At 67.4% G+C, this 14,017-nt stretch carries 13 protein-coding genes; 10 read left to right on the top strand and 3 right to left on the bottom strand.

From position 1 onward, the window contains the following. The 3 genes from METUNV1_RS04565 to METUNV1_RS04555 all read left to right on the top strand — a co-directional run. Positions 1–967 (top strand): sulfate ABC transporter substrate-binding protein (locus tag METUNV1_RS04565; protein ID WP_043358997.1); only part of this gene is annotated, 967 nt, incomplete at its 5' end. A gap of 139 nt (positions 968–1,106) precedes the next feature. Continuing rightward, positions 1,107–3,227, top strand: a complete 2,121-nt coding sequence (locus METUNV1_RS04560) for a carboxy terminal-processing peptidase (protein WP_008059288.1) — start codon at positions 1,107–1,109, stop codon at positions 3,225–3,227. Positions 3,228–3,259: 32 nt separating this feature from the next. Next, positions 3,260–3,799, top strand: coding sequence for an RBBP9/YdeN family alpha/beta hydrolase (locus tag METUNV1_RS04555; RefSeq protein WP_008059287.1), 540 nt, complete (start codon positions 3,260–3,262; stop codon positions 3,797–3,799). Between the two features lie 73 nt (positions 3,800–3,872). Here the strand turns inward: METUNV1_RS04555 and METUNV1_RS20080 are convergent, their stop codons facing one another. After that, the gene (locus tag METUNV1_RS20080; RefSeq protein ID WP_008059286.1) at positions 3,873–4,880 is read right to left on the bottom strand and encodes a methyl-accepting chemotaxis protein; all 1,008 of its coding nucleotides are present in this window, start codon (positions 4,878–4,880) and stop codon (positions 3,873–3,875) included. Between the two features lie 286 nt (positions 4,881–5,166). Here METUNV1_RS20080 and cysT point away from each other — a divergent pair, with 286 nt between their 5' ends. The 4 genes from cysT to METUNV1_RS04530 are packed head-to-tail and all read left to right on the top strand — an operon-like array spanning position 5,167 to position 8,920. Then, complete coding sequence (gene cysT, locus METUNV1_RS04545) at positions 5,167–6,000, top strand: sulfate ABC transporter permease subunit CysT (protein ID WP_008059285.1); 834 nt, start codon at positions 5,167–5,169, stop codon at positions 5,998–6,000. Further along, the gene (gene cysW, locus METUNV1_RS04540) at positions 6,000–6,887 is read left to right on the top strand and encodes a sulfate ABC transporter permease subunit CysW (RefSeq protein WP_008059284.1); all 888 of its coding nucleotides are present in this window, start codon (positions 6,000–6,002) and stop codon (positions 6,885–6,887) included. Before cysT ends, cysW begins: the two co-directional genes overlap by 1 nt. Further along, positions 6,884–7,948, top strand: a complete 1,065-nt coding sequence (locus tag METUNV1_RS04535; protein ID WP_008059283.1) for a sulfate/molybdate ABC transporter ATP-binding protein — start codon at positions 6,884–6,886, stop codon at positions 7,946–7,948. Before cysW ends, METUNV1_RS04535 begins: the two co-directional genes overlap by 4 nt. Before the next feature lie 39 nt (positions 7,949–7,987). Continuing rightward, complete coding sequence (locus METUNV1_RS04530; protein WP_008059277.1) at positions 7,988–8,920, top strand: CysB family HTH-type transcriptional regulator; 933 nt, start codon at positions 7,988–7,990, stop codon at positions 8,918–8,920. Between the two features lie 174 nt (positions 8,921–9,094). Here METUNV1_RS04530 and METUNV1_RS04525 read toward each other — a convergent pair whose 3' ends face one another. Further along, positions 9,095–10,039 (bottom strand): AEC family transporter, encoded by a 945-nt coding sequence (locus tag METUNV1_RS04525; protein WP_008059273.1) that lies wholly within the window; start codon positions 10,037–10,039, stop codon positions 9,095–9,097. Further along, on the bottom strand, positions 10,036–11,319 hold the full coding sequence (locus METUNV1_RS04520; protein ID WP_043358995.1) for a DNA recombination protein RmuC: 1,284 nt from the start codon (positions 11,317–11,319) through the stop codon (positions 10,036–10,038). Before METUNV1_RS04520 ends, METUNV1_RS04525 begins: the two co-directional genes overlap by 4 nt. 216 nt (positions 11,320–11,535) lie before the next feature. On the opposite strand from METUNV1_RS04520, the gene METUNV1_RS04515 reads away from it, so the two are divergent. The 3 genes from METUNV1_RS04515 (at position 11,536) to METUNV1_RS04505 (ending at position 14,009) form a co-directional block, all read left to right on the top strand. Beyond that, the gene (locus METUNV1_RS04515) at positions 11,536–12,846 is read left to right on the top strand and encodes a sensor domain-containing phosphodiesterase (RefSeq protein WP_008059270.1); all 1,311 of its coding nucleotides are present in this window, start codon (positions 11,536–11,538) and stop codon (positions 12,844–12,846) included. A gap of 82 nt (positions 12,847–12,928) precedes the next feature. Then, positions 12,929–13,258, top strand: coding sequence for a hypothetical protein (locus METUNV1_RS04510; protein ID WP_008059269.1), 330 nt, complete (start codon positions 12,929–12,931; stop codon positions 13,256–13,258). A 70-nt stretch (positions 13,259–13,328) separates the two neighbouring features. Next, positions 13,329–14,009: a hypothetical protein gene (locus METUNV1_RS04505; protein ID WP_008059268.1), complete on the top strand. Its 681-nt coding sequence runs from the start codon at positions 13,329–13,331 to the stop codon at positions 14,007–14,009. Positions 14,010–14,017: the final 8 nt, after the last annotated feature.

The raw sequence follows: 14,017 nt of genomic DNA, 5'->3' as shown, positions 1-14,017 counted from the left end.
CGGCACCGCTCTCGCCGGCAGCGCCCTGGCCGCCGACATCACCCTGCTCAACGTGTCCTACGACCCGACCCGCGAGCTCTATCAGGACTTCAACGCCGCCTTCGCCAAGCACTGGAAGGCGAAATCCGGCGACAACGTCACCATCAAGCAGTCCCACGGCGGCTCCGGCAAGCAGGCCCGCTCGGTCATCGACGGCCTCGAAGCCGACGTGGTCACCCTCGCCCTGGCCTACGACGTCGATGCCCTGCACGACAACGGCAAGCTCATCCCCGCCGACTGGCAGAAGCGCCTGCCCCACAACGCCTCGCCCTACACCTCCACCATCGTGTTCCTGGTGCGCAAGGGCAACCCCAAGGGCCTGAAGGACTGGAACGATCTGGTCCGGCCCGGCGTCGAGGTCATCACCCCCAACCCCAAGACCTCGGGCGGCGCGCGCTGGAACTACCTCGCCGCCTGGGCCTACGCGGCCAAGCAGCCGGGCGGCTCGGACGCCACCGCGAAAGAGTTCGTGAAAAAGCTGTTCGCCAACGTGAAGGTGCTCGATTCCGGCGCCCGCGGTTCGACCACCACTTTCGTCGAGCGCGGCATCGGTGATGTGCTCATCGCGTGGGAGAACGAGGCCTATCTGGCGGTGAAGGAGCTGGGTCCGGACAAGTTCGAAATCGTCACGCCCTCGCTGTCCATCCTGGCCGAACCGCCGGTCAGCGTGGTCGACAAAGTGGTCGACAAGCGCGGCACCCGTGCCGTGGCCACCGCCTACCTGGAATACCTGTACAGCCCGGAAGGTCAGGAAATCGCGGCCCAGAACTACTACCGCCCGATCGACCCCAAGGTCGCCGCCAAGTACGCCAAGACCTTCGCGCCGGTCAAGCTCTTCACCATCGACGCCGAATTCGGCGGCTGGCAGAAGGCCCAGAAAGCACACTTCGCCGACGGCGGCGTGTTCGACCAGATCAGCGTACGCTGAGCGACCGGCCCGGCGCGCCAGCACCCGGAGCGACAAGACTTTCACGCGGGCGGCCGAACAAAAGGCCGCCTGCTGTGGTCGATGGCACATACTTCGCCCCTGTTGCCCCCTGTCTGCCTGAATGCGCCGGAGTCCCGCGATGAAACTGAACACCCTCTTCCTGCTGATCGGTCTTGCGCTGCCCGCGCCAGTCATGTTGCAGGCTGCAACACCGGCCGTGCCGACGCTGAAGCCGGTGGAGGCCCACGCGCTGGCGGCCCAGGCCAGTGCCGAACTGATGTCCCGCTTCCATTATCAGAATGTGCCGCTGGACGACGCGCTGTCGTCGAAAATCCTCGACCGCTATCTGAAGACGCTGGACCCGGACCGGGTGTTCTTCCTGCAGTCCGACATCGACACCTTCAATTCGGTACGCCTGCTGCTCGACGACGCCATCCGGCAGCAGAATCTGGCCGCGCCGTTCGCCATCTACACCCGCTACGCCCAGCGTCAGCAGGAACGGCTGAGCGAGGCCCGTGCGCTGCTCGCCAAGGGCTTCGATTTCACGCAGAACGAGAACTACCAGTACGTGCGCACCGATGCGCCGTGGGCGAAGACCGGCGCCGAACTGCAGGAGCTGTGGCGCAAGCGGGTGAAGAACGACTGGCTGCGGCTGAAGCTGGCTGGCAAGGACGATGCCGCCATCCGCGATACGCTGACCAAGCGCTATGACCAGGCACTGAGCAATTCAGCCCGCATCAAGAGCGACGACGTGTTCCAGATCTTCATGAACGCGTACGCCGAATCGATCGAGCCGCACACCAGCTACCTCGGCCCGCGCGCGGCCGAAGACTTCGCGATCAACATGAAGCTGTCGCTGGTGGGCATCGGCGCGGTGCTGCAGGAGCGCGACGAGTACGTGACCATCCGCGAACTGGTGGCCGGCGGCCCGGCTGCGCGCTCGGAAAAGATCAAGATCGGCGACCGCATCGTCGGCGTGGCCAAGGACGAACAGACACCGATGGCCGACGTGCTCGGCTGGCGGGTGGACGACGTGGTGCAGCTCATCCGCGGCAGCAAGGACACCGTGGTGACGCTGGACATCCTGCCGGCCGACGCCGGCCCGGACGCGAAGCCCACCCGGGTCAAGATGGTGCGCGACACCATCAAGCTCGAGAAACAGGCGGCCGCCAAGTCGGTGATCGAAGCCGGCGGCCAGAAGGTGGGCGTGATCACGCTGCCCACCTTCTATCAGGACGTCGAAGCGAAATCCCGCGCCGACGCCGATTTCCGCAGCGCCAGCCGCGATGTGGCGAAGCTGATCGCCGAACTGAAGGCGGACAAGGTGGATGCGCTGCTGATCGACCTGCGTAACAACGGCGGTGGTTCGCTGGACGAAGCGGTGCGCCTGACCGGCCTGTTCATCGACCGCGGCCCGGTGGTGCAGCAGCGCAACGGCAAGGGCCAGATCCGGGTCGAACAGGACAACGACGCCGGCCTGGCCTGGGACGGCCCGCTCGGTGTGCTGATCAACCGCGCCTCGGCCTCCGCCTCGGAAATTTTCGCGGCCGCCATCCAGGACTACGGCCGCGGTCTGGTGATCGGCGAAACCAGCTTCGGCAAGGGCACGGTGCAGACCCTGCTCGACATGGACGAAATGGCCAAGAGCGACAAGCCGACCTATGGCGAACTGAAGCTCACCATCGCCCAGTTCTTCCGCGTGAATGGCGGCACCACCCAGCTGCGCGGCGTCACGCCCGACCTGCCGCTGGCCCGCACCATGGACCATGAGCGCATCGGCGAATCGAGCTACGACAACCCGCTGCCCTGGACTCAGATCGCGCCTGCGGACTACCGCGCGGTCGGCCATCCGCAGGAACTGCTGCCCATGCTGACCGCCCGCCATCAGGCACGTACCGCGCAGGACCGCGGCTACCGCGACCTGCTGGACGATCTGGCCGAAGCCGAAGCGATGCGCAAGCGCACCGAAATTTCGCTGAACGCCGAAGCCCGGCGCAAGGAACGCGAAGCGCAGGAAGCGAAGCTGAAGGCGCGCAGCGAAGTGAAGGACGGCACCGAGGACGCACCGGTGCTGCGCGACGACGGTCTGCAGGCCGGCGAACGCGCACTGGACAGCGAACTGGCGGCCGAGAAATCGCGCAAGGCGGCCCGCGACGTGCTGCTCGACGAAGCCGCCCGCATCATGGGCGACGCCGCCGACCTGCTGAAGTCGGACACCGCACTGGCCAAACGCAGCGCCGGCGTGGCCGCAACGAAATGACGGCACCGCAAACGGACTAGAACGGAAAGAGGATGGACAGCGTATTGGTGGTGCCCGGCCTGAATGGCAGCGGCCCCGAACACTGGCAGACCTGGATCGAGCCCCTGGTTGGCGCCCGCCGGGTCGAACAGGCCGACTGGGCGCAGCCCGACATCGAGCTGTGGTCGACCCGCGTAGTCGAGGCGGTCGAGTCCTCACCCGGCCGGGTGTGGCTGATCGCGCACAGCTTCGGCTGCCTGGCGTCCGTGGTCGCGGCGCAGCGGGTCGGCGAACGCCTCGCCGGTGCGCTGCTGGTGGCCCCGGCCAGCCCGGACAAGTTCGGCGTCACCGCGCGCATCCCGTCGTCCGCCCTGCCCTTCGCCGCCGTCGTGGCGGCCAGCCGCAACGATCCGTGGATGCGCTTCCTGTCCGCCGCCACCTGGGCCGAACGCTGGGGCGCCCAGCTGGTGGATCTGGGCGACGCCGGTCACGTGAATGTCGACTCCGGTCACGGTGCCTGGCCGGACGGTCTGGCGCTGTTCAACCGCCTGCAGCAGAGCGCGGCGCTGATCGGCGGCAGCGTGGAAAGCTGAGCCGGACGGTCCGGCCCGAACAATCAAAAGGGGCGCCCGCGGGCGCCCCTTTTTCGCTTGCGACCTGCCTGCCTCAGCTGCCGACCGCGTTCTGTGCGCGCTGCTGCTCGGCCATCTTGACGATTTCGTTGGTGGCGTTCGAGGTCTGCAGCGCAAGCTTGGCCACTTCTTCGGCCACCACCGCGAAGCCGCGGCCGACCTCGCCCGCCCGCGCCGCCTCGATGCTCGCGTTCAGCGCCAGCAGATTGGTGCGCTTGGAAATTTCGTTGATGACGCCGGAAATGGACAGGATCTGCTGCATGCTGTCTTCCATCTTGCGCTGCTGTTCGTGCTGCAGCGCTTCCGCCTGCTTCTCGTCGCTGATGTCGCGCAGGGCGCCGGCGGAGTGAGTGGCGCGGCCGCTCGCGTCGCGCACCGTGGCCGCCCGTTCGCGGAACCAGATGTAGCCGCGCGTGCGATGACGCAGGCGGTATTCGCAGACGTAGGGCGTGCGGCCGGTCGCGTCGGTCAGGTGGGCGTTGAAGGCGTCGATCACCCGGTTCTTGTCCTCCGGGTGCAGCACCGCCAGCCAGCTGTCCCAGCTGTCCGGGAAATCGCTGCGGCTGGCGCCCAGCAGGCCGCGCAGTTCGTCGGACCAGCGCACGACGTTGTCCGGATGGTCCGGATCGCCGTCGGTGATGGAATAAGTCCAGGTGCCTTCGGTCAGCGCGGTCTGCGCCAGATCGCGCCGTTCGAGATCGGCGCGCAGCGCGTCGGCCTGCGCCCGTTCGCGCGCCGCGTCTTCCTGGGCGGCCGAGGCTTCACGCCCGGCGCGGCCGGCTTCAGCCTGCGCTTCATCCGCCGCGCGCCGAGCGGCCGCCAGTTCGTCGCGCAGCCGGGCCACCGTGTCCGGCAGGGCACGCAGGCTATCCAGTTCGGACTGCATCCGGGCCTCGTGCTCGGCCAGCCCGCGCAGCGCGGCAGCCAGCGGCTCAGGCAGACCGGCCGGCGGGCGGGCCAGCGGGCCGGCACCGTCACGGCAGGTCAGCAGCAGGCCGGACAGCACTTCAAGGTCTTTGCGGGCGCGGAACAGTCCGAACATGCTCACATCCTTTGGCTAGGGCAGATAGGTGCTTCTCGACCTGCAGCAGTGCTGTCTTTAGACCCTGTATTAAAAAAAGTTTCCTGACACTCAAGTGCCCTGAGGCGGTGCTTATGGATGCACCTTATTGGTGCGTTTGTGTCGATTAAATTCAGAAATCCTCTAAGCAAATTACTTCTTATTATTTCCAGTAATTTGAGGGAATCCTTACCCTGTCGGCTCGATCAAGATTCGGGACGACCTCCATGCCCTTTCCGACGCGCCCCCGCGCACGGGAGCTCCAGCCATGAGCCGGCGCGCCTTCCAGGTGCTGCCCGGTTTCAATCTGACGCTGGGCTACACGCTGTTCTATCTGTGCATCATCGTGCTCATTCCGCTGTCCGCGGTGTTCCTGAAGACTTCGCAGCTCGGCCTGAGCCAGTTCTGGGATGTGGTCACCACGCCGCGCGTGGTCGCCTCCTACAAGCTGTCCTTCGGCGCCTCGCTGCTGGCCGCCGCGATCAACGCGGTGTTCGGCCTCGGTCTGGCCTGGGCGCTGGTGCGCTATTCCTTTCCGGGCAAGAAGCTGGTGGATGCGCTGATCGATCTGCCGTTCGCGCTGCCGACCGCGGTGGCCGGCATCGCGCTGACCGCGCTGTACGCCCCGAACGGCTGGCTGGGTTCGGCGCTGGAGCCGCTGGGCATCAAGGTGGCCTTCACGCCGCTGGGCGTGCTGGTGTCGCTGGTGTTCATCGGCCTGCCCTTCGTGGTGCGCACGGTGCAGCCGATCCTGGAAGACCTGGACACCGAGCTCGAAGAGGCCGCGGCCAGCCTGGGCGCGCGCCGCTGGCAGACCTTCCGCCACGTGACGCTGCCCATCCTGCTGCCGGCGCTGCTGACCGGTTTCGCGCTGGCCTTTGCCCGCGCGGTGGGTGAATACGGCTCGGTCATCTTCATCGCCGGCAACATTCCGATGGTGTCGGAAATCACCCCGCTGATGATCATCACCAAGCTCGAACAGTACGACTACACCGGCGCCACCGCGATCGCGGTCGTCATGCTGCTGTTCTCCTTCGTGCTGCTGCTGGCGATCAACGGCCTGCAGGCATGGACCGAAAAAGCCACCGGGAGGAACCGCTGATGGCCGGCGCCACTTCACTCCATGCCGGCGGCGACGTCGCGGCCCGCTTCGAGAACCGCGCCGCGACCCGCGAGCCGGCCTGGTTCAAATGGATGCTGATCGCGGTGTCCCTCACCTTCTTCGCGCTGTTCCTGCTGATGCCGCTGATCGCGGTATTCGTCGAGGCGCTGCGCAAGGGCTGGGACACCTATCTCGCCGCGCTGATCGAGCCGGACGCGGTATCGGCGATCAAGCTCACGCTGATCGCCGCGGTGATCGCGGTGCCGCTGAACCTCACCTTCGGCGTGGCCGCGGCGTGGGCGATCACCAAGTTCAACTTCCGCGGCAAGCATCTGCTGATCACGCTGATCGACCTGCCCTTTTCGGTGTCGCCGGTGGTGGCCGGCCTGATCTATGTGCTGGTGTTCGGTGCGCAGGGCTGGTTCGGCCCCTGGCTGCAGGGGCATGACGTGAAGATCATCTTCGCGGTGCCCGGCATCGTGCTGGCCACCATCTTCGTCACCTTCCCGTTCATCGCCCGCGAACTGATTCCGCTCATGCAGGCGCAGGGCAAGGAGGAGGAGGAAGCCGCGGTGGTGCTGGGCGCGAACGGCTGGCAGACCTTCTGGTACGTGACGCTGCCCAATATCAAGTGGGGCCTGATGTACGGCGTCATTCTGTGCAATGCGCGGGCGATGGGCGAATTCGGCGCGGTGTCGGTGGTGTCCGGCCACATCCGCGGCCTCACCAACACCATGCCGCTGCATGTCGAGATTCTCTACAACGAGTACCAGTTCGCAGCCGCCTTCGCCGTCGCGTCGCTGCTCGCGCTGCTGGCACTGGTCACCCTCGCGGTGAAGACCTGGGTCGAGTACCAGGCAACGAAAGCAAAGGACGTTACAGAATGAGCATCCAGGTCCAGAACATCCACAAGGCCTTCGGTGATTTCGTGGCCCTCGGCGACGTGTCGCTCGACTTCCCGACCGGCGAACTGGTCGCGCTGCTGGGCCCGTCCGGCTGCGGCAAGACCACGCTGCTGCGCATCATCGCCGGCCTGGAATCGGCGGACGGCGGCCGCGTGCTGCTGGACGGCGAGGACGCTTCCGACACCCATGTGCGCGAACGCCACGTCGGCTTCGTGTTCCAGCACTACGCGCTGTTCCGCCACATGAGCGTATTCGACAACGTGGCCTTCGGTCTGCGCATGAAGCCGCGCAGCCAGCGCCCGTCGGAAAAGGCGATCCGCACCAAGGTGCATGACCTGCTCAAGCTGGTGCAGCTGGACTGGCTGGCCGACCGCTTCCCGGCCCAGCTGTCCGGCGGCCAGCGCCAGCGCATCGCGCTGGCCCGCGCGCTGGCGGTCGAGCCGCGCGTACTGCTGCTGGACGAACCGTTCGGCGCGCTCGACGCCAAGGTGCGCAAGGAGCTGCGTCGCTGGCTGCGCCGGCTGCACGACGAACTGCACATCACCTCGATCTTCGTCACCCACGACCAGGAAGAGGCGCTGGAAGTGGCCGACCGCGTGGTGCTGATGGACCACGGCAAGGTGGAACAGATCGGCACGCCGGAAGAGGTGTATCGCCACCCGGCCACGCCCTTCGTCTATGGCTTCCTCGGCGCGGTGAACCACTTCAGCGGCCATGTCGATGGCCAGAGCGTGCGCGTCGGCGACGAGGTGCTGCGCCACGCCGCACCCGACCTGAAACACGGCGATGAGGTGATCGCCTTCGCCCGTCCGCACGAGCTGGACATCGTGACCGATCTGGCCGGCACCGACGGCGTGCCGGCGCGGGTGGCGCGCGTGCTGTCCTTCGGCGTCACCGCCCGGGTCGAGCTGGATGGCCTGAATGGCGCCACCGGCCAGCATTTCGAGGTCGAACTGACGCGCGAGCGGGTCGAGGCCCTGGCCCTGCAGGAAGGTCAGACCGTGCGTCTGCATCCGCAGCGCCTGCGCGTGTTCGCCCGCTGAACGCGCCCGACCGCAGGCCGTGAAACAGAAAGAAGAACCATGAATTTCCAGCAGCTCCGCATCATCCGCGAAACCGTCAGGCGGCAGTTCAACCTGACCGAAGTCGCCAACGCGCTGTTCACCTCGCAGTCCGGCGTGAGCAAGCACATCAAGGATCTGGAGGACGAACTGGGCGTCGAGCTGTTCGTCCGCAAGGGCAAGCGCCTGCTCGGCCTGACCGAGCCGGGCAGCGAACTGGTCGAGATCGTCGAGCGCATGCTGCTCGACGCCGGCAACATCAAGCGGCTGGCCGAACAGTTCGCCCGCCGCGACGAGGGCCAGCTGCGCATCGCCACCACGCACACCCAGGCGCGTTACGCGCTGCCGCGGGTGGTGACCGAATTCAAGCGGCTGTTCCCGAAAGTGCATCTGGTGCTGCTGCAGGCCAGCCCGGGCGAAATCGTGGATCTGCTGCACGACGGCGAGGCGGACATCGGCATCGCCACCGAAACTCTGGCCGACGCGCCCGATCTGGTCACCTTCCCCTTCCACACCTGGCATCACTCGGTCATCGTGCCGGCCGGCCATCCGCTGGAAGCGGTCAGACCGCTCACGCTGGAGGCGCTGGTCGAACATCCGGTCGTCACCTATCACGAAGGCTTCACCGGCCGCGCCCGCATCGACGCCACGTTCGCCCGCGCCGGCCTGCTGCCCGACATCGTCATGTCCGCACTGGATGCGGACGTGATCAAGACCTATGTCGAGCTCGGGCTGGGCGCCGGCATCATCGCTTCGGTCGCCTTTGACCCGGCACGCGACAGCGCGCTGCGCCTGCTCGACAGCGAACACCTGTTCGCCGCCAACACCACGATGATCGCGCTGCGCCGCAAGCACTACCTGCGCAGCTACGCCTACCGCTTCATCGAACTGTGCGAGCCGTCGCTGAACGAGGTGACGGTGAAAGCGGCGCTGAAGCCGAGCGCTGAGGACTGAGAGGAAGGCCCCCACGCTCACTGCGTTCGCTGCCCCCCAAGGGGGCTCCCCGCCCTTGGGGCGGCCCTGCGGGCGGCGCGGCCCCCACACTCACTGCGTTCGCACAGGGCCGACTTTGCACAGCCGGCCCGTTCGGCAGGCGCGGCGCCACGATGACCGAACTGCCGCCTGCCCTCAGCTGCTCGCCGCGACCAGCGCCATCATCAGCGGCGTGGTCAGCGCGGCCAGCGCGGTGGACATGAGCAGGCTGCTGGCGACCGGCCCCTGCATCACGTGGAACTGGCGCGACATCAGATAGACGTTGGCGCCGACCGACAATGACGCCAGCAGCACCACGGCCTGGGTTTCCACCGGCGGCAGGCCGAGCAGCACCGCCAGTCCCCACACCACCAGCGGGTGGGCGATCAGCTTGAGCGCGCTGATGCTCACGCTCTGCTGCCAGCCTTCGCGCACGCCAAATTCCGCCAGACCCATGCCAAGCGCGATCAGCGACATCGGCAGCGCGGCGTCGCCCAGCATTTTCAGCGGCTGGTCGATCAGCGACGGCAGCGTCCATCCGGTCAGGCTGAACAGCGTTCCGGTGAGGATGGAGGCCACCAGCGGATTGGTCAGCACGCCGCGCGCGGTCTTGCCGAAGCCGGCCAGCGTGGGCGCGCCGTTCTTCGCCCATTCGACCGACACGGTGACCAGGGTCCACAGCGTCAGCGCGTTGAACACCACCACCAGCGCCGCCGACGGCATCGCGTGCTCGCCGAGCAGGATGCGGGTGAGCGGCAGGCCCAGCAGCACGTTGTTCGAAAACACGCCGCCCAGCGCGAACACCGACTGCGACACGCCGTCCAGCCGGAACAGACGGGCCGACACCAGCCGGCCGAGCAGGAACACGATGAGGCATCCGCCGAAGAAGGCGGCCAGCAGCCGCACGTCCACCGGCGGCAGGCTGGCGAAACCGCTCATCAGCCGGAACAGCATGGCCGGCAGCGCGATGGTGAACACGAACTTGGCCAGCGCGTCGGCCGCCGCCTTCGGCCAGCCACCCCAATGCACGATGCCGTAGCCGACGAACACCAGCACGAACAGCGGCGCGGCGAGCAGGATCTGCTGTACGGCGGCGTTCATGCGCCGTCCTCCGGCGCGTCCAGCGCTTTCAGCGCGTCGGCTTCGGCACGCTCGATGCGGCCGAACTGGTGACTGATCTTGCGGCTGGACACCGCAACGTCCTGCACGTCCTCGTGCGCCTGACGGATGTGGGTCGCGAGTTTTTCCATGCGTCGGTCGAACAGGGTGAAATCCTTGGCGAGCCGGCCCAGCGCATCGCGGATCAGGTGGATCTGGCGCCGGGTCTCGACGTCCTTCAGTACCGCGCGCGCGGTGTTCAGCACCGCCATCAGCGTGGTGGGCGACACGATCCACACCCGCTTCGCCTGCGCATGGGCGATCACGTCGGCGTGGTGGGCGTGCAGTTCGGCGAATACCGCCTCGGCCGGCAGGAACAGCACCGCGCCGTCCGAGGTTTCGTCCGCAATGATGTATTTGGCGGCGATGTCGTCCACATGCCTGCGCACATCGGCGCGGAAAGCCGTCTGCGCCTGCCGGCGGTCAGCTTCGGCCGCGTCGGCGGCGAACATGCGATGGTAGTTCTCCAGCGGGAACTTGGCGTCCACCGCCACCCGGCCGGTCGGCTCCGGCAATCTGAGCAGGCAGTCCACCCGGACTCCGGTCGACAGCGTGGCCTGAAACTCGAAGGCGTCCGGCGGCAGCGCATTGCGCACCAGCGCCTCCAGCTGTACCTCGCCGAAGGCGCCGCGCGCCTTCTTGTCGCCCAGCAGTTCGTTCAGGCTCACCACGCTGGACGACAGCCCTTCTATCTTCTTCTGTGCCTCGTCTATGGTGGCCAGCCGCGCCATCACGCTGGCAAAGGTTTCATTGGTCTTGCGGAAGCCCTCTTCCAGCCGCTCGTGCACCCGGCCGCTCAGCCCTTCCAGTCGCTCGTTCACGGTGCGGGTGAGCGATTCGATCGACGTGGTCAGCTGCACCGAGGCATTCTGCAGGCCGTTCTGCAGCGCCTGCTGCTGGGCCCGGGTCTGTTCGGCCAGCGTGGCGGCGGTCTGCGCCACCAGTTCGGTGCGCAATGCACCGATGGCGTCGCGCGCGGCGGCCAGTTCCAGCGAAGTGGTCCGGCGCAGCCGCTCGTTGGCCTCGGCCTGCATGCTCACCGTGCGTTCGGTCTGGCGCTGCAGGCCTTCATGCAGCGCGTCGAGCGTGCGGCGCTGGGTGTCCGCCGCGTCGGCGTCGCGCGCGGCGAGGCCGCGCAGACGCAGCCCGAGCGCGATCACCAGCGCCAGCGTGGCGAGCTGACCGAGCAGCAACAGGACAAACGGAAACGAAAAATCGCTCATGCAGGGAATGGGAGGGAGAAAGGAGAACGGCGGTCAGGCCAGGCGGGCCCGGGACACACCGGAAAGAATGCCCGTGCCATGAACTGGGGCATCAAACGTGGGAAAGTATACCAGTGCGCCGGACCGGTCCTCCTCGCGCACCACCGCTGTGCGCAAGGCTTTGCGCGCGTCGGAAGGACAAAATCCTGTTCAAGGACGGCCGCGTGCTGCCGATAGATGACCCAGACTCATTATCCGGGCGTCGCCATGGCTCACGCATCGTTATCCGTCGTCGCGGAAGCCGACACGAACTCCGCCGACATCGTGCACAGCGCACAGGGCGTACTGGCCCGCTACCGCGGCCTGACGCTGACCAGTCATTTCCAGCCCATCTACAGCGTTTCCCACTGCCGCGCGATCGGCCACGAAGGGCTGCTGCGCGCGGCCGATGTCGATGCCAACCCGATCTCGCCCGCCCGCGTGATCGGCAACGCGCGCGACTACGACGACCTGCGCTATCTGGACCAGCTGTGCCGATATCTGCATGTAAACAACCACGCAGCGCAGGACACGCACGGCGGCTGGCTGTTCCTGAACATCCACCCGGAAGTGTTCCGGCGCGGCCCGGACGCCGACCTGAGCGACTTCCTGCCCGAACTGTCCGAACACCCGGACATCGATCCGCGTCACATCGTGATCGAAGTGATGGAACAGGCGGTGTCTGAACACGCCGGCTTCGCCCGCACGGTGGAATATCTGCGCGGCCTGGGCTGCATGATCGCGCTCGACGACTTCGGTGCCGGCCACTCGAACTTCGACCGCATCTGGTCGATGCAGCCGGAAATCGTGAAGCTCGACCGCTCGTTCGCGATCAAGTCGGTGGAAGACCCGTCTGCCCGCCGGCTGCTGCCGCAGATCGTGAGCCTGATCCACGAAGCCGGTTCGCTGGTGCTGCTCGAAGGCGTCGAAACCGAGGCGCAGGCGCTGGCCGCGCTCGATGCCGACATCGACTTCGTGCAGGGCTACTACTTCGCGATGCCGCAGGCGCTGCCGGTGGATACCCGCGAACAGAGCGCCCAGCTCACCGCGCTGTGGGAGCGTTTCAACACCACGCGCGGCAGCGGCGCCGCCCGCTACCGCGAGCTGATCGCACCCTACATCCACGCCATGGGCGGCTGCGCGGTACTGCTGGAAGAAGGTCTGCCGATGGAAGAGGCCTGCCGCGGCTTCCTGCAGCTGGAGCGCGCGGACTGCTGCTTCATGCTGGACGAACAGGGCCGCCAGGTCGGGCGCAACGTGCGCGCCAGCCAGCCCTTCGGCGCGCCAGACAGCCAGTACCGCACCATGTCGCAGAGCCGTCACGCCCGCTGGTCGCGCCGTCCCTACTTCCGCCGCGCGATCGAGAACGTGGGCAAGGTGCAGGTCACCCGGCCCTATCTGTCGATTTCGTCCGGCCTGCTGTGCGTCACCGTGTCCATCGCCTACCGCGGCTGGGACGACCAGCTGCGCGTGCTGTGCGGCGACCTGCACTGGCCGCAGGTGGTCTGACCCCCTCCAGCCATCCGCCCGGATGAACCCGGGCGGCGCCGCGGTGTCCTCTGCATGTCCGATTGCAGATAAGCTGCGCCCGATGAAGTTCGCCCGTCTTCCGCTCCGTCGCCTGATCGCACTGCTGATGCTTTGTGCGCTGCCGCTGCACGCCTACGCGCTGCACTGCGCCACGCAGCGCGCGCTGGCGGTCGCCGCGATGCAGGCGGACGCGGAAGCCGGCCACGCCTGCCACTGTCCGGACGACTGCAGCGCTGCCGCGCTGTGCGCGGCCGCCCACCTGCTGGCGCTCGAACCGGCCCTCACCGCGGACACCACCGCCTCGCGGCAGTCCTCTGCCCTTCCCGTGCCGACCGACCGCGTGCCTGCACGCGCGCTCGCGCCGCCCGAACGCCCGCCCCGCACCGCCTGACGCCGGAAAACGTGGCCTCGGCGGCACCCGCCGCCGGTGGCCCCTTCTTCGTCCGTTCAGGGAGTCCTTCATGACACCGCTTACAGGCCGGTGGCGCCGCTGCGCGCTGGCGATCGCGGCCGCGCTGCCGCTGCCGGCGTCGGCCGGCTTCTTCATACCGCGCGACGTGACCATGTTCATGTTCAGCGCGTCGCCGGACAGCCAGATGGCGGATATCGCCTACGGCGTGCGGGCCGACCTTGCGCTGTCCGTCGGCCAGTCGCGCTACCGATCCGACGACGGTCGCCTGGACCGCCGCTACAGCACGCTGCAGGCCAACTGGCTCATCCACCGCGACTACGGCTCAGACGGCATTACCAATCTGTACCTGTTCGGCGGGCCGCTGCTGGCGCGCAGCAGCGAGTTTGCCGGCTCCGGCGACGACACCCGCGCCGGCCTGCACGGCGGATTCTGGGCCGACCACGAAACCCGGCGCATCTACGGCCGGCTGTCCACCCACTCCTACCTCGCCGGCGGGCGCAGCCAGACGGTCACCACCGCACAGGGTCTGTGGGCGCCCTATGCCGCCGACTACGAAGACATCGCCACCTGGCTGGGCCTGCAGCTCGAACGCCGCAGCGGCCTGACCGAGGCCACCCAGGTCACGCCGCTGCTGCGCCTGTTCCAGCGCCGCTGGTGGGTGGATGTGGGGGTCAGCGTCAATCGCGAACACCGCGGCGACGCCTTCGTAAACCTCATGCTGCTGTTCTGAAACGAAAG

Source organism: Methyloversatilis universalis FAM5 (assembly GCF_000214035.2).
Classification (GTDB): Bacteria; Pseudomonadota; Gammaproteobacteria; order Burkholderiales; family Rhodocyclaceae; genus Methyloversatilis; species Methyloversatilis universalis.
Note: the sequence above shows the minus strand (reverse complement) of the source record. Positions and strands in the feature narration are given on the sequence as shown.